This is a genomic window from Neobacillus oceani (assembly GCF_046237595.1).
Taxonomy (GTDB): Bacteria; Bacillota; Bacilli; order Bacillales; family Cytobacillaceae; genus Bacillus_D; species Bacillus_D oceani.
Window position 1 is genome coordinate 304286 of the sequence record NZ_CP143543.1, and the last position, 21841, is coordinate 326126.

General features: G+C 47.1%; 19 protein-coding genes and 1 pseudogene. 15 read left to right on the plus strand and 5 right to left on the minus strand.

Going from position 1 to position 21841, the window contains the following annotated elements:
• The first annotated feature begins 4 nt into the window (after positions 1-4).
• The 7 genes from V1499_RS01665 (at position 5) to V1499_RS01695 (ending at position 9866) form a co-directional block, all read left to right on the plus strand.
• Positions 5-1747, plus strand: coding sequence for an adenine deaminase C-terminal domain-containing protein (locus V1499_RS01665; RefSeq protein WP_409273254.1), 1743 nt, complete (start codon positions 5-7; stop codon positions 1745-1747).
• A 133-nt stretch (positions 1748-1880) separates the two neighbouring features.
• A complete protein-coding gene (locus tag V1499_RS01670) occupies positions 1881-2927 on the plus strand; it encodes a DUF3048 domain-containing protein (RefSeq protein ID WP_409273256.1) in 1047 nt (348 codons plus the stop codon).
• A 55-nt stretch (positions 2928-2982) separates the two neighbouring features.
• A complete protein-coding gene (locus V1499_RS01675) occupies positions 2983-3297 on the plus strand; it encodes a YerC/YecD family TrpR-related protein (RefSeq protein WP_409273258.1) in 315 nt (104 codons plus the stop codon).
• A gap of 327 nt (positions 3298-3624) precedes the next feature.
• On the plus strand, positions 3625-4317 hold the full coding sequence (locus tag V1499_RS01680; RefSeq protein ID WP_409273260.1) for a heptaprenylglyceryl phosphate synthase: 693 nt from the start codon (positions 3625-3627) through the stop codon (positions 4315-4317).
• A 67-nt stretch (positions 4318-4384) separates the two neighbouring features.
• Positions 4385-6640, plus strand: coding sequence for a DNA helicase PcrA (gene pcrA, locus V1499_RS01685; RefSeq protein WP_409273261.1), 2256 nt, complete (start codon positions 4385-4387; stop codon positions 6638-6640).
• 41 nt (positions 6641-6681) lie between these two features.
• Complete coding sequence (ligA, locus tag V1499_RS01690; protein ID WP_409273262.1) at positions 6682-8685, plus strand: NAD-dependent DNA ligase LigA; 2004 nt, start codon at positions 6682-6684, stop codon at positions 8683-8685.
• 17 nt (positions 8686-8702) lie between these two features.
• Positions 8703-9866 carry a CamS family sex pheromone protein gene (locus V1499_RS01695; RefSeq protein WP_409273263.1) on the plus strand — a complete coding sequence of 388 codons (1164 nt, stop codon included), beginning with the start codon at positions 8703-8705 and terminating at the stop codon, positions 9864-9866.
• 74 nt (positions 9867-9940) lie between these two features.
• Here V1499_RS01695 and V1499_RS01700 read toward each other — a convergent pair whose 3' ends face one another.
• Positions 9941-11740, minus strand: coding sequence for a TolB family protein (locus V1499_RS01700; protein WP_409273265.1), 1800 nt, complete (start codon positions 11738-11740; stop codon positions 9941-9943).
• Positions 11741-12238 (minus strand): RNA polymerase sigma factor, encoded by a 498-nt coding sequence (locus tag V1499_RS01705; protein WP_409273267.1) that lies wholly within the window; start codon positions 12236-12238, stop codon positions 11741-11743.
• A gap of 408 nt (positions 12239-12646) precedes the next feature.
• Between V1499_RS01705 and V1499_RS01710 the strand changes: the two genes are divergently transcribed.
• The 8 genes from V1499_RS01710 (at position 12647) to gatB (ending at position 20134) form a co-directional block, all read left to right on the plus strand.
• Positions 12647-13093, plus strand: a complete 447-nt coding sequence (locus tag V1499_RS01710) for a YueI family protein (RefSeq protein WP_409273269.1) — start codon at positions 12647-12649, stop codon at positions 13091-13093.
• Between the two features lie 172 nt (positions 13094-13265).
• Positions 13266-14090 (plus strand): VanW family protein, encoded by an 825-nt coding sequence (locus V1499_RS01715; RefSeq protein ID WP_409273270.1) that lies wholly within the window; start codon positions 13266-13268, stop codon positions 14088-14090.
• A gap of 152 nt (positions 14091-14242) precedes the next feature.
• Entirely contained in the window at positions 14243-16207 is a 1965-nt protein-coding gene (locus V1499_RS01720) for a S8 family serine peptidase (protein ID WP_409273272.1), read from the plus strand.
• Between the two features lie 67 nt (positions 16208-16274).
• On the plus strand, positions 16275-16457 hold the full coding sequence (locus V1499_RS01725; RefSeq protein ID WP_409273274.1) for a hypothetical protein: 183 nt from the start codon (positions 16275-16277) through the stop codon (positions 16455-16457).
• Positions 16458-16478: 21 nt separating this feature from the next.
• A complete protein-coding gene (locus V1499_RS01730) occupies positions 16479-16610 on the plus strand; it encodes a hypothetical protein (RefSeq protein WP_409273275.1) in 132 nt (43 codons plus the stop codon).
• A gap of 329 nt (positions 16611-16939) precedes the next feature.
• A complete protein-coding gene (gene gatC / locus V1499_RS01735; RefSeq protein ID WP_409273277.1) occupies positions 16940-17233 on the plus strand; it encodes an Asp-tRNA(Asn)/Glu-tRNA(Gln) amidotransferase subunit GatC in 294 nt (97 codons plus the stop codon).
• 12 nt (positions 17234-17245) lie between these two features.
• Positions 17246-18691: an Asp-tRNA(Asn)/Glu-tRNA(Gln) amidotransferase subunit GatA gene (gene gatA, locus V1499_RS01740; protein ID WP_409273279.1), complete on the plus strand. Its 1446-nt coding sequence runs from the start codon at positions 17246-17248 to the stop codon at positions 18689-18691.
• A gap of 15 nt (positions 18692-18706) precedes the next feature.
• Complete coding sequence (gatB, locus tag V1499_RS01745) at positions 18707-20134, plus strand: Asp-tRNA(Asn)/Glu-tRNA(Gln) amidotransferase subunit GatB (RefSeq protein WP_409273281.1); 1428 nt, start codon at positions 18707-18709, stop codon at positions 20132-20134.
• 218 nt (positions 20135-20352) lie between these two features.
• Here the strand turns inward: gatB and V1499_RS01750 are convergent.
• The 3 genes and pseudogenes from V1499_RS01750 to V1499_RS01760 all read right to left on the minus strand — a co-directional run.
• Positions 20353-20664: pseudogene (locus V1499_RS01750) on the minus strand (transposase); the annotation flags it as partial.
• 38 nt (positions 20665-20702) lie between these two features.
• Entirely contained in the window at positions 20703-21131 is a 429-nt protein-coding gene (locus V1499_RS01755) for a hypothetical protein (RefSeq protein WP_409273283.1), read from the minus strand.
• On the minus strand, positions 21118-21840 hold the full coding sequence (locus V1499_RS01760; protein ID WP_409273285.1) for an ATP-binding cassette domain-containing protein: 723 nt from the start codon (positions 21838-21840) through the stop codon (positions 21118-21120). Before V1499_RS01760 ends, V1499_RS01755 begins: the two co-directional genes overlap by 14 nt.
• Between the last annotated feature and the right edge of the window lies 1 nt (position 21841).

A 21841-nucleotide genomic window follows, 5' to 3' on the forward strand; every position in this document is an offset into this window, starting at 1 on the left:
TAGAATGGAGCAGCGCTACAGGTGGAAAAACAAGCATTTGCGTGAGCATATTGATGTTTTGGATGGGAAGCTAGCGCCGACGATCCTTTTGAAAAATTGTACGTATTTGAACCAGGTGTTCCGCAGCTGGATGAAGGCGAATATATGGATATATGATGACAGGATTGTCTATGTTGGTGAAAAACTGCCGGAAAACCTTGTGAACTGCAGTACAATAGATTGTTCGGGCAAATTTATCGTACCGGGCTATATCGAGCCGCATGCCCATCCGTTCCAATTATACAATCCACACTCGTTTGCAGCCTACGCATCGGGGAGAGGGACTACGACCATCATCAATGATAATATGGCCCTCGTCCTTCATTTAAACAAAAAGAAGGCTTTTTTGCTAATGAAGGATTTGCGGACCATTCCAGCAAGCATGTTCTGGTGGTGCAGGTTTGATCCCCAAACTGAAATATTGAACGAGGAAGAAATCTTTTCCCATGCGCATATCAAATCATGGCTTGAGCACGATGCTGTCATTCAGGGTGGGGAGCTGACGGGCTGGCCGAAATTACTTGCAGGCGATGACATGATGCTTCACTGGATCCAGGAAGCAAAGCGGATGAGAAAGCAGATTGAGGGGCACTTTCCCGGAGCATCGGAAAAGACGCTTGCCAAGATGATGCTGCTTGGCGCGGATTGCGACCATGAGGCAATGACAGGGGAAGAAGTTTTGGATCGGTTAATGCAGGGATATACCGTTTCCCTCAGGCATTCCTCGATTCGACCGGACTTGCCAAGTTTGCTTGATGATTTAAAACGGCTTGGGATTACCGCTTATGACCATATGATGTTTACCACGGATGGCTCCTCCTCCGGTTTTTACAGGGACGGGGTCATTGACCAGATGATCCGGATTGCGATCAATAAAGGTGTTCCAATAATTGATGCTTATAACATGGCGACCATCAACCCCGCCAGATATTATAATCTCAGCCATATTCATGGGAAAATTGCCACAGGAAGGGTCGCGAACATCAACATTCTCTCCAGTGTCGAAGAGCCATGCCCAGTTTCCGTCCTTGCAAAGGGGAGATGGGTGAAGCGGGATGGCGAGATTATCCACGAATCATTTCCCGGCCTTGACTGGAATAGCTACGGGCTTGAGCCGCTCCGGCCTGATTTGGAGCTTACAATGGACGACCTCCAGTTCTCGATGCCATTTGGCATCAAAATGGAGAATGCAGTCATTACAAAGCCCTATTCCGTTTCGCTCGAAGTATCAAGAGAACGCCTTTCCGAAAGCCATGATGAGTGCTTTTTCATGCTGCTCGACAGGAATGGGAAGTGGCGGGTCAATACCATACTGAAAGGGTTCGCCAACAGACTTCAAGGGATGGCGAGTTCATTTTCCAACACGGGGGACATTATTCTTATTGGCAAAAGCAAGCCCGATCTTCTCCGTGCTTTTAACAGAATGAAAGAGATTGGCGGCGGAATTGTCGTTTCAGAGGGCGGGGAAATACTATGCGAGCTGCCGCTGCGGCTTGGGGGATTAATGACGGAACTTCCGCTTGAGGAATTGATGGAAAAAGAAAAAAGGTTGTTGGAAATTTTGCGTGAACGGGGGTACAGCTATTCAGACCCTATTTACAGCTTGCTCTTCTTTTCTTCCACGCATTTACCTTATATCCGGATTACTCAGCAAGGAATGTATGATGTAATGAATAAAATGGTACTCTTTCCGTCTATAATGCGTTAAAATAATAAAGGGAACCTTCCATCAAAGGAAGGTAGAACCCTACTTATGGTGAGCGCTTGTTCTCCTTACGAGTGGGATAAACGATAGAGAAAATAAGGCTAAGACAGATAGAAGCACAAACAGGGGTGTGAGAATGAGGAAATGGAACTTGGCGGTGGCGGCGACGTTTCTTTTGCTATCGGCATGCAGTGACAAGGAGACCTCAAAGGAGCCGGCGAAGCCTGTAAAAAAAGCTGCAGCCGCGGAAAAAGTGGAACATGCCGTACCTGAGCTTCCTTTTTCGTATCCGCTTACTGGAATAGGCTCGCAAACAGAGCCGGATAACAGGGCGTTCGCGGTGGTGGTTAATAATTTTCCAAAAGCCCGTCCGCAATCGGGCCTAAATCAGGCGGATATTATCTATGAGTTGCTCGCGGAAGGGGATGTTACGAGGTTCCTCGCCGTGTATCAAAGCGAAAAGCCTGTAAGTATCGGGCCTGTCAGAAGTGCGAGGGATTATTATATTGAAATCGCCAAGGGACTCGACAGCATCTTTATTGCCCACGGCTATAGTGTCGAAGCGAAAAAAATGTTGAATTCCGGTTATATCGACCACCTGAATGGAATGGTATATGACGGAACGCTGTTTAAAAGGGCCAGCTTCCGGAAGGCCCCGCATAACTCATATATTCCTTATGAAAATATCGTAAAGGGTGCCGAAAAAAATGGATTCAAGTTGTCCCCTGCTCCAAAGGCTTTCAAATTCCTGACGGAAAAGGAAGTTGCACATATCGATGGCAGGATTGCGCTTTCGGCGTTTGTCTCCTATGGGACAAAAACGTATTCGCCGACTTATAAATATGATCCTTCGATTGGAAAATATAAGCGGTATATTAACGGTGAATTGATGGTTGATTTGGATACAAAACAGCCGATTTTGCTGGACAATATTTTTATCGCGGAAATGTCCCACACGCCAGCCGGGCCTGGCGGGCTTCGTGACATTGATTTGAAAAGCGGAGGCAAGGGGTATCTTTTCCAAAAAGGAAAGGTAATTGAAGTTGATTGGCTCAATGACAATGGAAGGATTATTCCCGTAAAAGACGGGAATGAAGCTAGCCTTGTCCCCGGAAAAACGTGGGTCAACATCATCCCGGCGAATCCCGGCATCGCCAAGAGTATCACCATTGAAGAGAACTAACCAGAAATTCAGTGAAAATAAGAAAGACAATAAAGAAAAAGGGGGTTAAAACAATATGCAGATCAATAAGCTTAGAGGAAAAGAACTCGACCAGCTTTTCAATGCCATCCTTACACTAAAAGACCTGGAGGAATGTTATCGGTTTTTCGATGACCTTTGTACGGTGAATGAAATCCAGTCACTGTCCCAGCGCCTTGAAGTTGCGAGGATGCTGCGTGAAGGGAAGACGTACCATAAGATTGAAAGTGAAACAGGCGCGAGCACTGCGACGATTTCAAGGGTTAAGCGCTGCCTCAACTATGGCAATGATGCTTACGAGATGGTTCTTGACCGGGTTACTGAGCCCGCGGCTTCAGGAACAGAAGAATAGACAAGATTGAAGGCCGAGGCAATGCTTCGGCTTCTTTTAATCGTCTAACAAGTTATAAAATTCACCTTGTGATAACTCGAAATAAGTTATTGTAATCCAGCTCCAGCGCCTAGCCCCTCGAGGTCATAAGCCGGTTCCCTCCGGAGGGCGGGCCCGTCCTGCGGGCCCCGTCTTATGCTGGTCGGGGCTGACCAAGGCGCTTTCGCCTTTTGTTCTCCCCCTATAATGGTTATCATTTCTACTGTGACTTTTCCCTCGTTTTCTTTTTTTTCCGTTTTGCCAAATGCTATAATGTACTAATGGAATAGTGAATGGAGGATTTTTTTCATGTACGATTTTCGCGAGTGGCGCCATGTGTTCAAGCTTGACCCGGCCCGGGAGATAACCGATTCGGATTTGGAGGCAATTTGTGAATCCGGTACGGATGCGGTGATTGTCGGCGGTACGGACGGGGTGACACTGGAAGGGGTCCTGGATTTAATGGCTAGGATCCGCCGCTTTACAGTTCCATGCGTACTAGAGGTCCCGAATCTCGAGTCCGTAACCCCTGGTTTCGATCTTTATTTCGTCCCATCGATCCTGAACAGCAAGGACCCAAAGTGGATAAATGGCCTGCATTTTGAGGCCGTCAAGGAATTTGGGGATATTATGGACTGGAACGAGTTTGCGATGGAGGGGTATGTAATCCTCAATGAAGAGTGCAAGGCGGCAAAGCTGACCGAAGCGGAAACCAGGTTGTCGAAGGAAGACATCAAAGCTTATGCCATGATGGCCGAGAAAATGTTCGGAATGCCAATATTTTACCTTGAATACAGTGGTGCATACGGGAATCCCGAGATGGCCGCGGCTGCGAAAAAAGGCCTGGAGAAAGCAGTCCTCTTTTATGGAGGCGGAATTAAAACGAAAGAACAAGCCGAGGAGATGGCAAGGCATGCGGATGTTATTGTCGTTGGAAATAGTATATATGAAGACCTTGGGAAGGCGTTGGAAACAGTCAAAGCAGTGAAAACTGGAAAATAGCTGCATTTTTACGATAAACAGCTTACAATAAATACAGAACATATGTTTTGTTATGGTGGTGGAGAGAATGCAATACCTGAAAGATAAATTGCTTGGGGGGCTGAATCCCCAGCAGCAGGCAGCGGTAAAAGCGACGGATGGGCCGCTGCTGATAATGGCCGGTGCAGGGAGCGGGAAGACAAGGGTGCTGACCCACCGGATTGGGTACCTTATGCTTGAGAAGCTAGTGAATCCCTACAACATCCTTGCGATTACATTTACAAACAAGGCTGCCCGCGAAATGAGGGACAGGATTTCAAAATTGATGGGCGGCGCCGCGGAAGAAATCTGGATTTCGACGTTCCACTCGATGTGCGTGCGGATTTTGCGCCGCGATATTGATCGGATTGGCTTTAACCGGAATTTTACGATTCTTGACACGACCGACCAGCAATCGGTCATCAAAGGAATACTGAAGGATTTAAACATGGATCCGAAGCAATTCGACCCAAGGGCCATCCTCGGTTCCATCTCTTCCGCGAAAAATGAACTGATTGGGCCGGAGGAATACGAAAATATGGCCGGAAGCTACATAGAGCAAAAGGTCGCCAACGTGTACAAGGAGTACCAAAAAAGGCTGCGCAAGAACCAGGCTTTGGATTTTGACGACTTGATCATGATGACAATCCAGCTGTTCAAGCAGGTTCCCGAAGTGCTTGAAAAATATCAGAGAAAGTTCCAGTATATCCATGTCGATGAGTACCAGGACACGAACCGGGCCCAGTATATGCTTGTGAAAATGCTTGCGGCGCGTTTCAAAAACCTGTGTGTCGTAGGGGATTCGGACCAGTCGATTTATAAATGGCGCGGGGCGGATATTGCGAACATCCTATCGTTCGAAAAGGACTACCCAAATGCAAAGGTCATTCTGCTTGAGCAAAACTACCGCTCTACGAAAAGGATCCTGTTGGCGGCGAATGAAGTAATCGCCAAAAACATGAACCGAAAGCCGAAAAATTTGTGGACGGAGAACCAGGAAGGGAACAAACTCGTCTATTATAGGGCTGACAGCGAGCAGGGAGAGGCGCAATTCGTTGCCGGAAAAATTAAAGAGCTAATTGACTCCGGCACGTATACCGCTTCCGACATCGCCATCCTTTACCGGACAAACGCCCAGTCGCGTGTCATGGAGGAAGTTTTGCTGAAGTCAGTCATTGATTACCAGATTGTCGGCGGCATCAAGTTCTATGACAGGAAAGAAATCAAAGACATTCTTGCCTACCTCAGGCTCATTTCCAACCCTGATGATGATATAAGCCTGACCCGGGTAATCAATGTTCCAAAGAGGGCAATCGGGGCGACATCGGTGGATAAAATCATTGACTTCGCCAACCTTCATGACCTGACACTTTTCCAGGCACTTGAATCTGTGGAGCTGATTGGCCTCAGCCCGAAAACCGCCAAAGCGGCGGCCGAGTTCCGGGACCTGATTGCAAACTACACGCGGATGCAGGAATTCCTTTCTGTCACGGAAATCGTTGAGGATTTATTGGATAAATCCGGCTATATGGAGATGCTTCGCGCCGAGAAATCAATTGAGGCGCAAAGCAGGATGGAAAACCTTGAGGAATTGCTCTCGGTTACAAAAAGCTTTGAGGAGACAAGCGAGGATAAGACGCTCGTCGCGTTTTTAACAGACCTCGCGCTCGTCGCCGATATCGATTCGATGGATGACGAGCCTGAAAAAAATGAGAAAGTAACGCTGATGACCCTTCATTCGGCCAAGGGGCTGGAATTTCCGGTCGTTTTCCTGATCGGCCTTGAAGAAGGAGTGTTCCCTCATAGCCGTTCCCTTATGGATGAAGGGGAAATGGAGGAAGAGCGCCGGCTCGCCTATGTCGGCATTACCAGGGCGGAACAGTATTTGTTTTTAACAAACGCCCAGTGGAGGACGCTGTTCGGGCGTACGAACATGAATCCTCCATCCAGGTTTATTAAGGAAATTCCCGCCGACCTCATTGAAACAGTTGAACCGGCGGAAAAGAAGTTTACATCTTCGCCATTTGAACCTTCCGGCAACCGGTTTGGGGCTAGCGGGATGAACCGCCAGTTTGGCGCGCCGCAACAGCCAGCCGTTAGAAAGCCGGTCACCCGTCCCGCTGCTTCGGGAGGGGAAACGATTGGCTGGAAAGCCGGTGACAAAGCCGAGCATGGCAAATGGGGCATTGGCACCGTTGTAGGCGTAAGAGGCGAGGGAGACGGGTTGGAGCTTGACATTGCGTTCCCAAGCCCGACCGGGATAAAGCGGCTCCTTGCCAAATTTGCACCAATCAAAAAGGTATAAGTAATATAAACGATGATTTTTACGAAAAGAGGGATTGATGGATGGACCTGCAACAAGCCGAAATGAAAGTCAGGGAGCTGCAGACATTGCTGCATCAATATGGATACGAATATTATGTTCTCGATAAACCGTCAGTCCCGGATGCGGAATATGACCGGCTCCTTCGTGAATTAATTGAACTGGAGGAAAAGTATCCACAATTCAAAACGCCTGATTCGCCAACGGTCAGGGTTGGCGGCGCCATTCTTGATATGTTTGAAAAGGTTCGGCACAAAAGCCCGATGCTAAGCTTGGGGAATGCGTTCAATGAAGTCGATCTCCGGGATTTTGACCGGCGTGTCCGGCAGGCAGCGGGGAATGATGTCAGCTATGTATGTGAGTTAAAAATCGACGGCCTTGCCGTTGCCCTGACTTATGAAGAGGGGCGATTCGTCCTTGGCTCTACACGGGGCGATGGTACGACTGGCGAGGACATTACCGCGAATTTGCGGACCATTAAATCAATTCCTCTCAGGTTAAGGGAGAGCGCCTCCCTTGAGGTACGCGGGGAAGCCTTCATGCCGAGAAAGTCTTTTGAAAAGCTCAACAAGCTGAAGGAAGAACGCGGCGAGGAACCGTTCGCGAATCCAAGGAACGCGGCGGCCGGCTCACTTAGGCAGCTGGATACAAGCATTGCCGCATCCAGGAATCTTGATATTTTCCTCTATGGGATTTCTGATGCGCAGGACCTTGAAATCGGATCGCATAGCGAAGCTCTTGACTATCTCGACAGGCTTGGGTTTAAAACGAACAAGGAACGGCGAAAATGCGCGTCGATTGAAGATGTCATCGACTATATAGACGGGTGGGTCGAAAAGCGCGCGAATCTTGATTATGACATTGACGGCATCGTTATCAAAGTCGACTCACTCGAGACGCAGGAGCAGCTCGGTACAACGGCTAAAAGCCCGCGCTGGGCGGTTGCATACAAATTTCCGGCTGAGGAAGTGGTTACGACCCTTTTGGATATTGAGCTGAGCGTTGGACGGACTGGGGTCGTTACACCTACCGCCATCCTCGAGCCAGTAAGGGTCGCAGGAACGACTGTTCAGCGGGCATCCCTGCACAACGAAGATTTAATCAGGGAGAAGGATTTGAAGATTGGCGATAAAGTAGTTGTTAAAAAGGCCGGGGATATTATTCCGGAAGTTGTAAACGTCCTTTTGGAGCAGCGAACCGGCAATGAAACGGATTTTCACATGCCAACCCATTGCCCGGAATGCGAAAGCGACCTTGTCAGGCTTGAGGGTGAGGTGGCCTTAAGGTGCCTGAATCCGAAATGCCCGGCACAAATAAGGGAAGGCTTGATCCATTTTGTATCAAGGAATGCGATGAATATCGATGGCCTTGGAGAAAAGGTGATTGCCCAGTTGTTTGCCCATAAGCTTGTGGAAGATGTGGCGGACCTATATAAGTTGACCGCGGAGGAACTCCTTGCCCTAGAACGGATGGGGGAAAAGAGCGTGGCCAATTTGCTCCAGGCAATTGACCGTTCGAAGGAGAACTCGCTTGAGCGTTTATTGTTTGGCTTGGGCATCCGCCATGTAGGGGAAAAGGCGGCGAGGACGCTTGCCCAGGAATTCGAAACGATGGACCGGCTTGCGTCGGCAACCGAAAGCGACCTTATGTCCATTAACGAAGTAGGGGAAAAGATGGCCAGCTCAATCGCTGCGTTCTTCGAACAGGAAGAAGCCAGGGAACTGATAAATGAACTAAAGGCTGCAGGCGTGAATATGGAATACCTAGGGCCGAAACGAGCGGCAATTGAGTCGGCGGATTCAATTTTCACCGGAAAAACGGTCGTCCTGACTGGTAAAATGGAAAGAATGTCCCGGAATGAAGCGAAAGAAAAGCTGGAAGCTCTCGGCGCGAATGTAGCCGGTAGCGTCAGCAAAAAAACAGACATCCTCATTGCGGGAGAAGATGCAGGCTCCAAGCTTACTAAAGCGCAAGAGCTTGGAATCGAAATTTGGGATGAAGAGAGGCTGCTCGAGGAAATCGAATAGTAAGAGGTGCAGGAAACGTGAGAAAGTTAACAATCGTGCTTCTTTCCTTATCGCTTCTTTTGGGTGCGTGCGCGCCGAACTTCCAAAACCGGGAGGAAGTCGTGGACCAGCCAAAGAACACGAAGGAAGAGGCGATTATTCCAAAATACAAGATATCGGATAAATATTACCAGGTACTCCTGCCATTTAAGCCGAGCGGGGCACGGGGGCTGACGGTTAATACCCTCAATACCCGCTACGATATCAATGAATTTGAAATGGGATTAATGAGGGTTGCCCAGAATACATTCGATCCGGATAAGTATGTGTTCAGGGAAGGCCAAATCCTGAAAAAGAAGACTGTTGAGGCATGGCTCGCGCGCAAGTATACCAAAAAGCAGCTAGATGAATTAAAGATAAAGGAAGAAGACAACCTTGGCCTGAATCCTATTGACGAAGGCGTAGGCGATATTGAAGCACGGAATAAAAAAAGCCCGATCTACCTGGCCCATCTCCTGGAATACGATTTCCTTGTAAAAGGGGATAACGACAAGTACAAGCTTGGCGGAGTCGCGATAGGCCTCGCCCTGAATTCGGTCCACTATTATCAAAAGGAAAGATATGGCGATACATTCCAGGTTAAGATTGACCAGCAGACGATGGAACGGGAAGGAAAAAAGATTGCCCAGGAAGTACTGAAACGGCTTCGCGGCATGGATGAGTTGAGAAATATCCCGATTACAATTGCTTTGTTTGAGCAGGAAAGCATTGAATCGGTTGTACCGGGGAACTTTTTCGCCTATACGACTGTAAAGCAGGGGGCAGACATTGACAAATGGGAAAAGGTAAGTGAAAAATACTTTCTGTTCCCTTCCAAAGATGCCCGGGAAAAATACCGTGAAGATGCGCTTGCATTTGATAACTTCAAACAGGACGTCGAGAAATACTTCCCTAACTTCAATGGGGTGGTGGGCAAAGGCCATTATTTGGACGGCCAGCTTAAAGAGTTGAGCATTACGATTCCAATCCAATTTTACGGAAAGGCGGAAGGGATCGGATTTACCCAGTATGTAACCGGGAAAGTGATGGAGCATTTTCCAAAATACATCTCGGTTTCGGTCAGCGTTACATCTGTCAATGGGCCAGAATCGCTCATTGTCAGAAAGGCGGACAAGGACGAACCGTTTGTGCATATTTACTAATGGTGGAGTAACGCACCGAACTTATCCTAAAAAGAAAAGAGGCTGTCCAATGAATCTTGGGCAGCCTCTTTTACTTAATAACCGCTTATTTGCCCCGTTTTTGGAGTGTACTCGTACAGCACTTCCCCATTGTCCTGAATCTTACTGAGCACCAGCTTTTCACCCTGCCAGAATTTAGAGTACGCATGATCGAACTCTGCAAGCTGGTTCTTTTCCTGTAAATCATAGATGAACACGCGCGGCCTTTCCAAACCAGGGAAGGTATCAGCGGCCACATATCGGCCAGATGAATCGATGGAAAGCTGTTTGATCGTCATGTCTTTTCCCGGGGATGATAGTCTGGCAAGCGGGTTGAATGATTTTGTTTTTCGATCAAAGACTAAAAGCTGGACGGTGGAATTCCGGTCCTCCAATTCATATTCCTGAAGGCTGAACACAATATTTCCGGTACCAGGAATCTCCGCCAGGGAGCTGATTCGGATATTTTCCGCTGGGATGTATTCCTTCGGTATATCCCCCACGGAAAAGAGCGTTTCCGACTGTTCTCCTTCAATGGACTTTACTTCATTTCCCGCCCCGGTGATTTGCTTGTTTGAAATCTCGTTAACTTGATTTATCCGGTAATGTCCATCCTTTTTCACGAGGCTGAACTCATAGTTGGAAATCTGGTAATATGCATCGGCGGTATAGGTCCACTGAACTTCAGCTTGAATTGTTGCCATGTTGTTGCTTACTTCCGAATTGATGATTCGGTACCCGATCTGATGCGGGTTTGAAATGGTTAGAAATTCAGGAGGACTTTCCAAAAGGGTTTTTGCATAGTCATCATCCCTGTTGATCAAAGCCTGAAGGTACCGTTCTACCGTTTCTTCCGGACCCATTTCCTTTTCGCTTAAAGAAATTTTCATGACTTTCACTGGAAATCCTTCCTGCTGCTTTAAAACAAAAAGCGTATGCCGCCCCGAATCCCATTGGGGCAAATGATAGCTGTACATGCCCTTGGTTGGGTCATCCATTCGAGCAGGATTGGCTGTTATCTTCTTCTTCGTGTCCAAATTGAGGTCGGCAATCCAGACGTCATCAAATCTGGAAGTCTCTTTTATATACGTAATGTACAGGCCATCCATCGACACGGCGGGGTCTTTTCCTTGGTCAACAATACTTTCATTGCCGTTTTTCAAGTCCTTGACCAATATATTTCCGCCCCGGCTAAAGACCAATGTGTTTTCTTCTTTACTGTAGACAGGCGCGGAACCGTCTGTAATGGAGCTTTCTTTATTCGTTTGCATATCAATCTTAACGATTTGATTTTTGGAACCCGTTTGTTTCGCAGCAAATATCTCATCGCCGTTTTTCCATTCCGGATGTGAATAGGTTGTGTTAGAAGCCATGGGAGCAACGGTTACCTTCTTTTTCGTCTTCAAGTCCAGGATGAAAATGCTGCCGCCATTTGAAAAGAGCAGTTTTTCCCCGTTATCGGAAAGACGAAGGCTCTCGGCTGTAACATCGGCTGCCAACTGGAAGCCATCCTCCGTAATTTCAAAAACTCCTTTCTGTTTAATCGATACAAAAAGGTGACCATTGTGGATAGCGTAGGCCTCAATCTCGCCACTGCCAATGTCCAAGAATGAAATGGCATTTGAAATATTCAGTGAATCGGCCTTAACCACCTTAACCTCTTCTCCCCGGAAGTTGCCAAAGAACAACGCGATGAGTACACTTGCGACAAACAACCCGTATATCCACGGGTTATTCCAGCGGCGGATTTTCTGCTTCCTGGCATATTTTTTCCTTAGTTTTTCTTTTAACATATGGTCAACATGGATTTGGTTCCGTAAGGCATATAATGAGCGTTCAATTTTTTCCTCATCCATTTAGAATTCCTCCAAACATTTTTTCACGAGGACGCCGAGTTTTTTTGTGATTCGATTGGATTTTACACGAAGGGATTCTTCAGTCTTTTTTAAAATAAGGGCGATTTCCTTAAATTTCAAACCACCAAAGTATCGTAAGTTTGTAACCTCGAGATCTTCTTTTGGCAGGTGGTTTAGGCTTTTTTTAAGGCACTCCATTTCCCTTGACTCATCGAACGGGTCATCAAAGGGAACTGGTGTAAAATATGAGTCAATTTCCTCCCCGATCAGAAGGCTCTTCTTTTTTCGGTAAAAATCTATAATAGTGTTCCGTGCAATGGCTATAATCCATGCTTTTGGATTGTTGGGATTGCTTGGGTGCCCCCAATTTTCATAAGCTTTACGAAAAACTTCGCTCACAATGTCTTCGGCATCCCATTTGTTGCCTATCTTGACGACCACATATCGATATACATCATCAAAATATTCATCATATAACTCAATAAACGTTTTACTCAATTGAACCCCCCCTTCAATAATAAAAACGGATTGGGCTGCAAAAATGTAACAGTTCCATGAAAACCAATGAAAATCCTTACTGACAGCAATGGTATGCGGATTAACAAAAAACGAAAAAAGAGTCCGGAGACTAGGCGGCAAGATAGGAGGGGCTCTGAGGAATTTCCACATTTTTTCCGGTCGGTATAAAAAATAACTCTCAGTCCAAGTTGAATAAAATCAATAAAATAAATAATGCTATAATCAATTCGATTATACATAAAAAGGTTTACTAATGAGGTTTTTACTATTGGATAAGGGTATACAAACATTCCTTTTATCCCACAGCATTTAAGTGGACAAAAAGATTCATCCCGCACAGAATAGAGGGAATGATCATAAATAGTAATAGCGAATGGGGGGATGGAGATGAACAAGCCAACGGTTGATGATGTTCTTAAGCAGGGGATTCACGGGCCAAAGGAAATAAAGCCTGGAGAAAGGCGCCGGTTTTTAGGAACAATCCGGGAACGGATCTTGGTCGCGCTCACGAGAAGCCAGGTTTATGAACCAGGCACTTACCCTGAAGTGGAACAGCATATGAAGGGTTATCCTGATGCCCACTTGTATTTGAACGGGACGATTGCCTATAAGGAATTTTCCAAATATCTTAAAACGGCGAATGAAAATAACATAGAGTACACGATTGTGGCAAATCAGGAACACGATACGGATATTGGGCTGGTGCTTGCCTGCAGCTACGCAGTTGACAAAGAAGAAATATTTATCAAGAAAAGCAGTGATGAGCCGGAAAATGCCCCTGGGGCCACCAAAAAGGGCTTTTTTGCAAAATTGGGCAGCTTCCTCCGCAAGTGAATTTTTACGATAAAAGATTTAGGAATCCGAATGACCGGGTTCCTATTCTTTTTGGAGAAAATTGCCAGGAAAAATAGGTCTTTCTTTTTTAGTGAAAACGGATTACGATATTTGGTGAAGTTAGAATTGGGTGGAATTTTTCTGGAAATAACACCTGAAAGGGAGCTATTTTATGAACCCGGTTGCGTTGAGGCCAAAAGAACGTTCACCACTAAGGATAAAGATGGGCAAAATGTATTATACATCCAAGCGCTATATGGGGTGGCTTTTCAACAGCACTAAATATGCGAAGACACGGCAAAGAGTCCTCCTGCCCTATTCGGCATTTGGACATCAGACCCCGCTGCTCCGGAAGCTGCAGGGTGTCGATATGTCTTATCAATACAACAAAATCAAAAACCTGAAGCTTGCAATCGAACGGCTGAATGGGATCATTATTCAGCCAGGCGAGACATTCTCGTATTGGAAACTCATCGGAAACCCGACAAAGAGCAAGGGTTATGTCGAAGGGATGGTCCTCCATTATGGACGCTTCACGAAAGGGATTGGCGGCGGGCTTTGCCAGCTGTCCAACCTCATTTACTGGATGGCGCTCCATACGCCGTTGACTGTGACGGAACGGCATCGCCACAGCTTCGATGTATTCCCGGATTCCAATCGGACGCAGCCATTCGGAAGCGGGGCGACATGCGCATACAACTATCTCGATCTGCAGATTAAAAACGAGACAGACGTGCCGTATCAGCTGCATGTCCGCCTGACCGATACGGATCTCGTCGGCGAGTGGAGATGCGCCGAGCCGCAGCTTTATGCGTATCATATATATGAAAAAGATCATAGCATCACGCCTGCTTACTGGGGAGGCTACATCCGCCACAATGAACTGTGGCGCAAGGTTTATAACAGGAAGCACAAGCTTATTGATGAAGAGTTTATAACCGAAAACAATGCAATTATGATGTATGAGCCGCTGCTGGAGCAGAAATCGATAAAGTAGTCAAAGCTGACATCTGCCCGCAGTGGAAAGCAATAGCCATTTAAAGAGAGTTCTATATAAACGATTCTATAACCTTATCAAACAATTTTGCCGATACAATTAATATCTGAAACTGCCAATGGTTATTCTTTATATGAAAGAAGGAAAATTAATTGAGGAAAGATCCCATCCATCAGGCGAATTGGCAGCATGCTCCACGCTTGTTTCGAATGGCATTTATAGTTGGAATTGTTTCTGCTGTTTTGTTTGGCTCTTATGCGCAATTCGCTGCTCCTGTAAGGGCAAGCGATTTTGTAGAGAAGGAAATTGTCATTGTTTACAAGAATGAAGATGGGAAGGAAAAAGTGCTCGATACCAGCCTCGAGGTTGATTACGAATTTAAGAATGTCCCGGCTGTCGCTGTGACAATGGCCTATAAGGATATAAATGAGCTGAAGAAAGATAAGGATATCGCCTATATAGAACCGAATGTTTCATTCAGGATTGCAGGTGAAGAAGACCAGTACGGATTCCAGCAGGTAACAGGAAGGGCGAAAACCCGGACAGATGGCTTGACGGGGGCGGGAGTTAAAGTCGCGGTAATCGATTCCGGGATTTCCGCCCACGGAGAACTTGTTATTGCTGGAGGCGTCTCTACCGTGGATTATACAGCATCGTATGAAGACGACAACGGCCATGGCACGCATGTCGCGGGTATCATTGCTGCGAAAAGTGATGGCAAAGGCATGGTCGGGATTGCCCCTGATGTAAAACTGTATGCCGTTAAAGTGATGGGAGCCGACGGCAACGGAACACTTGTGGATGTAATAGAGGGCCTCGACTGGGCAATCGCGAACGGCATGGATATCGTCAATATGAGCCTTGGAACCCCATCAAATTCACGGGTGCTTCATAGCCTGATCGATACCGCCCGCCAAAAGAACATCATTGTCGTCGCGGCATCGGGAAATGAAAGCACATCGGTTTCTTATCCGGCCAAGTATGATAATGCCGTGGCTGTTTCGGCTGTTGATTCCGCCAAGCAATTCGCTTCGTTTTCCAATTTCGGTCCGGAGATTGATTTTGCAGCGCCTGGAGTGGGAATCGTCAGCACTTATCCAGGCAATCGATTCGCCCGGATGAGCGGTACTTCCCAGGCAGCGCCCCATGTCGCCGGATTGCTTGCGGGCCTTAAGCAAAAGTATCCCAGCCAGACAGCGGGAGAGTTGATTGAAACGCTGAAGCTGTACACAGAGGATCTTGGTTCCCCTGGGGTGGACAGCCTGTATGGAAACGGTTTGATTAATTACGGCGTTTATGTGGCCCCGGCCCCTGCTACGAAAGTGGAAACTCCAGCAATGCCGGAACCAACACCACAGCCCGTACCGGCACCATCGGAAGTCCAGGAACCAGTACCAGCCCCGGTTTCAGATCCGGCTCCGGCCCCAGTCCCGGGTGCAGAGCCAATTCCAGCTCCAGCGCCAGTAGTAGTTCCGGCTCCTGCGCCAGTGGCAGAGCCAATTCTGGCCCCTGCTCCAATACCAGCGCCAGTGTCCGAACCAGGTCCGGTAGCAACGCCAGCACCGGTATCTGAACCTGTACCACCTGGTTCTACCCCGGCTCCAGCACCTTCGCCAACAGTGCCTGTGCCTTCGTTAGAACAGCCTAAGCTTGTGCCTGTACCTGCTCCTTCAAAGGGAGAATGGGAAAAGAGGATTGCCGACCTGAACACCCGCCTTGCCAGCGCGCAAAAGGCGATGGATTTAAAAATCAACAACCCCCAGCAGGCAACAAAGGAATTGGTGGCGGTGAATAAATCCCTTTCCTCTTATAAAAAGGGCACGGTGTCCCAGCAGGCCACTGTTGAGTTCATTGGCAAATACCAGGCAATCGTCAATGAATTTAACAAGGCGAAGAAAAAGCCGTCCGCCTTGTCTGTTGTATCGGTATCCGTAAAATTGTTCACCGATAAGGGCGCGGACCAAAACCTAGTGAAGGCGTACATCAAACGAACTATCAAAACGTCCGCCGACGCCCAGAAGGTAATAGATGAAATGGCTAGAAAGAAATACAACACTTCCTTAATGGTGAAAATTAAGGCAGAACTGTCAGCAGCTGAAAAGGCGAAAAAGAAATAAGTAAATGGCCGCATGGTTTGAATCCATGCGGTTTTTTAGTTGTGTTGTTGTTAGTTGGTTTGTCAGAATGAGTGACATTGATTGGGTTAATTTCGAAAAGGAAGTCACTCAAATCGGTATGAGCGACAAAGATTTGGGCAAAAGCCAAAAAGGTGTCGCACAAATCAAGATGAGCGACAAAGATTGGGCAGAATTCCAAAAAGGTGTCGCACAAAACCGGATGAGCGACAAAGATTGGACAGAATCCTAAAAAGGTGTCACTCAAATCCGGATGAGTGACAAAGATTGGTCGAAATCCCGAAAAGGTGTCACTCAAATCAGGATGAGTGACAAAGATTTGAGCAAAATCCGAAAAGGTGTCACTCAAATCGGGATGAGCGACAAAGATTGGGCAGATTCCTAAAAAGGTGTCACTCAAATTCGGATGAGCGACAAAGATTGGTCGAAATCCCGAAAAGGTGTCGGACAAATCCGGATGAGCGACAAAGATTGGGCAGAATCCTAAAAAGGTGTCGCACAAATCAAGATGAGCGACAAAGATTCGCCCAAATCCCAAAGTGGTGTCGCTCAAACCCCGGTTGATAAGAACCTAGTTTTTAAAATGTGATGTGATCTACCAAAGAAAATACAATTTTCAACGCCAGGCCTGTTGTTAACACCTCCTTCCATTGCGAAGCACAAGAAATTTCTGTTATTATCAATAGTATTATGGTTGAACGGGAGGAATAGGGAATGTCAAGGATATCACTTGATCAGGTGCGGCATGTCGCCCACTTGGCAAGGCTTGAAATAAGCCAGGACGAGGCTGAAAAATTCGCCCAGCAGCTGGATGCCATCATCGGGTTTGCTGAAGAATTAAATGAACTGGACACGGAAGGCGTTGAGCCAACATCGCATGTTTTGCCGATGACCAACGTACTGAGGGAAGATACAGCGGGGCAGGGCTTACCACGCGAAGAAGTATTAAAAAATGCTCCTGACCATAAAGATGGCTTTTTCCGTGTGCCGTCCATTTTAGGCGAATAAGGGGGAACGAACGTGAGCTTATTTGATCAATCACTTTCAGATTTACATAAACTTTTACAAAAAAAAGAACTAACATCCCTCGATTTAGTCGAGGAATCGTATAAACGGATTGGCGAGGTCGAGGGAAAGGTAAAGGCGTTTCTTACCCTTGATGAGGAAAATGCCCGCCAAAAGGCGAAAGAACTGGACGCCCAGGGGCCAGGCACTATCCTTTCCGGGATGCCAATCGGGATTAAGGACAATATTGTCACAAAAGGACTTAAAACAACTTGTGCGAGCAGGATGCTCGAGAACTTTGACCCAATATACAATTCAACTGTCGTGGAGAAGCTTAACCAGGCGGGTGCCATTACCATTGGAAAGCTGAACATGGACGAGTTTGCGATGGGTTCCTCCAACGAGAACTCCCATTTCCAGGTGACGCGCAACCCTTGGGACCTGGAAAGGGTACCAGGCGGTTCATCGGGCGGTTCGGCTGCCGCGGTCGCAGCGGGGGAAGTTTTATTCTCTCTTGGCTCTGATACAGGCGGTTCCATCCGCCAGCCGGCATCATATTGCGGCGTCGTCGGCATGAAACCTACATACGGGCGTGTGTCGCGCTTTGGGCTTGTAGCATTCGCATCATCGTTTGACCAGATTGGGCCGATTACAAGGAATGTGAAGGACAACGCCCACCTTTTAGGCGCGATTTGCGGCCTCGACCCGATGGATTCCACGTCCGCCAACGTTGAAGTACCTGATTTCACTTCCGGTTTAACAGGTGATGTAAAAGGAATGAGGATTGGCGTTCCGAAAGAATACATGGGTGAAGGAATTGGCGAAGGGGTCAAAAACTCGATCAAGTCCGCACTCGAGGTTCTTGAAAAGCAGGGTGCTGTGATCGAAGAAGTTTCCTTGCCGCATTCGAAGTACGCCCTGGCAACATATTATCTGCTGTCTTCATCAGAGGCATCGGCGAACCTTGCCCGATTTGACGGAGTCCGGTACGGATACAGGACGGAAAATGCGGAGGACCTGATTGATTTGTATAAAAAAACACGGGCGGAGGGCTTTGGAGATGAAGTAAAGCGCCGAATCATGCTTGGCACATTCGCGCTTAGTTCCGGCTTCTATGATGCCTATTACAAAAAGGCGCAGAAGGCCAGGACATTGATCAAAAAGGATTTTGACGATGTGTTTGAAAAATACGATCTTATTCTTGGCCCGACCGCCCCGACTCCTGCTTTTAAAATCGGGGAGAATGTTGATGATCCACTCACGATGTATGCGAACGATATCCTGACAATCCCGTTCAACCTGGCAGGCGTACCCGCCCTGTCCGTGCCATGTGGATTTGAAAATGGCTTGCCGCTTGGGCTGCAAATCATTGGCCGTCCTTTCGATGAAAGTACCATCTACAGGGCAGCCTACGCGTTCGAGCAGGCAACAGACTATCATAAACAGCGGCCGGCGCTTTAGGGAGGTAATGGCAAAATGAACTTTGAAACCGTCATTGGGCTTGAAGTCCATGTTGAATTAAAAACAGAGTCAAAGATTTTTTCGGACAGCCCGAACCATTTCGGCGCTGAACCAAACTCGAATACTTCCGTCATCGACCTTGCCTATCCAGGCGTCCTGCCGGTACTGAACAAGAAGGCGGTCGAGTATGCCATCAAGGCTGCAATGGCGCTGAATTGTGAGATTGCGCCCGTAACGAAATTCGACCGGAAGAACTATTTTTACCCGGATAACCCGAAGGCTTTCCAGATATCGCAGTTTGATAAGCCAATTGGCGAAAACGGCTGGATTGATATTGAAGTGAATGGCTACAAGAAGAGAATCGGCATTACAAGGCTGCATCTTGAGGAAGATGCCGGCAAGCTAAATCATGTAAAGGGCGCGTCTCTCGTCGATTACAACCGCCAGGGAACGCCGCTCGTTGAAATCGTGTCTGAGCCGGACATCCGTACCCCTGATGAGGCGTATGCGTATCTTGAAAAACTGAAGTCGATCATCCTTTATACTGGCGTTTCCGATGTGAAAATGGAAGAAGGTTCGCTCCGCTGCGATGCGAACATCTCCATCCGCCCGGTTGGCCAGAAGGAATTCGGGACAAAGACCGAATTAAAAAACCTGAACTCATTCAATTTCGTCCGCAGGGGGCTTGAGTTTGAGGAAAAGCGCCAGCGCAAGGTTGTGAGTGCAGGGGGGACTATCCAGCAGGAAACCCGCCGCTATGATGAAGCGACTGGAGAAACGATTCTGATGCGTGTCAAAGAAGGGTCTGAAGACTACCGCTACTTCCCTGAGCCGGATTTGCTCGATGTTGTAATCGATGAAGAGTGGAAAGCCCTGATTCGCGCGGAAATTCCGGAACTGCCTGACCAGCGTATTGAGAGGTATGTATCGGAGCTAGGCTTGCCGGAGTACGATGCGAAAGTTTTAACAGCAACCAGGGAAATGGCTGATTTCTTCGAAGCATCGGTCAAAGCCGGTGTGGATGCAAAACAGGCATCGAACTGGCTCATGGGCGAGGTTTCAGCATACTTGAAGTCTGAACAGAAGGAGCTCCATGAAACTGGACTTACTCCGGAGAACCTGACGGGCATGATTAAACTGATCGAAAACGGTACGATATCCTCGAAAATCGCCAAAACCGTGTTCAAGGAACTGATTGAGCATGGCGGCGAAGCTGAGCAAATAGTGAAGGAAAAAGGGCTTGTCCAAATCTCAGACGAAGGCGCCCTTTTGAAAATTGTCAATGAAACACTCGATGCCAATCCGCAGTCCATCGAGGACTTTAAAGGCGGCAAAAGCAAGGCCACTGGCTACCTCGTTGGCCAGATTATGAAAGCGACAAAGGGCCAGGCGAACCCGCAGCTTGTAAATAAAATATTGGCCGAAGAAATCCAGAAACGTTAATCAGAAAGGTAATGAATTTACGATATGAAAAACCGTAGGCGGGGATATTCCTAACCGGTTCGGTTTTGAAGTACAAAATTCGAATTAGCGGTGCTTTTCGCAGTGCAATTCGCAGTTGAATTAGCAAACACTTTAGCAGTAAAATTAGCGCGAAAAAAAGCTCGGAGCCATTATGAACTGCCCCCTGTCAAGTAGACAGTGGAAATAATAAAAAGGATCTAAGCGGCTTTAGCCCTGTATTCTAAGGGGCTAAGGCCGCTTAGTCGTTTTTGAAATCGGTAATGATTATAGAAATGGATATATTCATTTATTGCTTTAGATAAATCCTCAAAAGTCCCATATTTATGCAAATGATACTTCTCAGATTTTAATGTTCCCCAAAAGGATTCCATAGGTCCATTATCAATACATCGTCCTACTCGTGACATACTTTGTGTCATCTTTGCCTTATCTAGTCTTCGTTTAAAGCCATGTGAGGTGTACTGGAAGCCACGATCACTGTGGATGAGTGGATATTCTCCCTTTAGGAGCTTAGTTGCCTGACGTATTTAGTAATAAACTGACCGTCTCAGCCCCACCTGTCTCCTCGCTTCTTCGCGTAGTTTATAAACACAAAGCGCCAAGGGATGACGAAGGGAAATATGACGACCAATAAGCAGGCAATGGCCGTTTCCAAGGTTGAATTGTCCATATGACCGGAAATCCACATCGGTAGCGCGACGATGATCAACCAGACCGACTTCCACACCAGTTCCCACAAAAGTACGGGTAGCATCTGCAACGGATACCGCAACCCTAGGACGGACAGTGCCCAGAAGGCAACTAGCATGCATTGGACCACCCCCTCCATCAGCTCCCATGATTCTGATCGGTTAATGAAATCGGGCCACACCGTGAAGCCGAGTCCCACAACCACAAGAAGGTAAAGACCCCTCAACAAATAAAGACGTAACAACGAGACCTCGCCAACCAATCCCATTTTATTATACCTCGTCATATAGGTAATCCCCTCTCCTCTTAATATAAGTCTTCTTCATCCAATCTGCGATACGAATACCCTCTGACTCATGCAATTCATCCACGTCAGCCATTCTAAGCAAGGAACCGTCTTTAAGCGCAATAAAACCGTCTATTAAGGTTTCAATTTCGAAAACTTCATGGCTTGTCATGATTAAGGTTTGAGAATTCAAGTCAAGATAAGAAATCATTCCTTTCACGATAGACTCACGTACCATCGGATCAAGACCGGACAATGGTTCGTCCATTAAAATGTAGGGTACTTCTCTAGCCAAAGTAAGCACGATTTGCAATCGGCCACGATTTCCTTTCGAGAGCGCCTTGATTTTCATATGAGGATCCAATTGCATAAGCTTCATGATTTCCTCAGCTTTAGCAAGGTTAAAGTCAGTAAATTGAGAAGCCTGAAAACGCATAGCTTCTCTTACAGTGAATATAGGATAAAAGGTTCCAAGATCTGAGGAATAAGAAACAACTTTGCCTGTTCTTCGATTGGCCTTCTCTCCATTTACCGTCACACTACCGCTCGAAGGAATCGATAGTCCGGAAATCAATTTCAATAACGTCGACTTCCCGCTGCCGTTCTCACCTACAACACCAATGATCTTACCTAGAGGCACCGTCAATGAGATATCCTTAAGCGCGGTCCGTTTTAAATATTTCTTCGTAACGTTCGTCAACTGAATCATG